Raw genomic sequence first — 288 nt, forward strand, 5'->3', positions numbered from 1 at the left:
ATAGGCTGGGTGTGTAAGCGTAGCGATACGTTGAGCTAACCAGTACTAATGATCCGTGAGGCTTAACCTTACAACACCGAAGGTGTTTTGGTTGAGAGACGAAGACATTTGATTTTCAGCTTGATTCTCAGATTTTACGTTAATGGTTATGTGAATAACATGACGGTTAATGAAACAGAATATGCCTGGCGGCAACAGCGCGGTGGTCCCACCTGACCCCATGCCGAACTCAGAAGTGAAACGCCGTAGCGCCGATGGTAGTGTGGGGTCTCCCCATGCGAGAGTAGG

General features: G+C 48.6%; 1 rRNA gene. It reads left to right on the top strand.

The window, feature by feature from the left end:
• Positions 1-184 precede the first annotated feature (184 nt).
• Positions 185-288: ribosomal RNA gene (gene rrf / locus BSPA111_RS22480) — 5S ribosomal RNA — on the top strand; the annotation flags it as partial.

The organism is Buttiauxella sp. A111 (assembly GCF_014189855.1).
Lineage (GTDB): Bacteria > Pseudomonadota > Gammaproteobacteria > Enterobacterales > Enterobacteriaceae > Buttiauxella > Buttiauxella selenatireducens.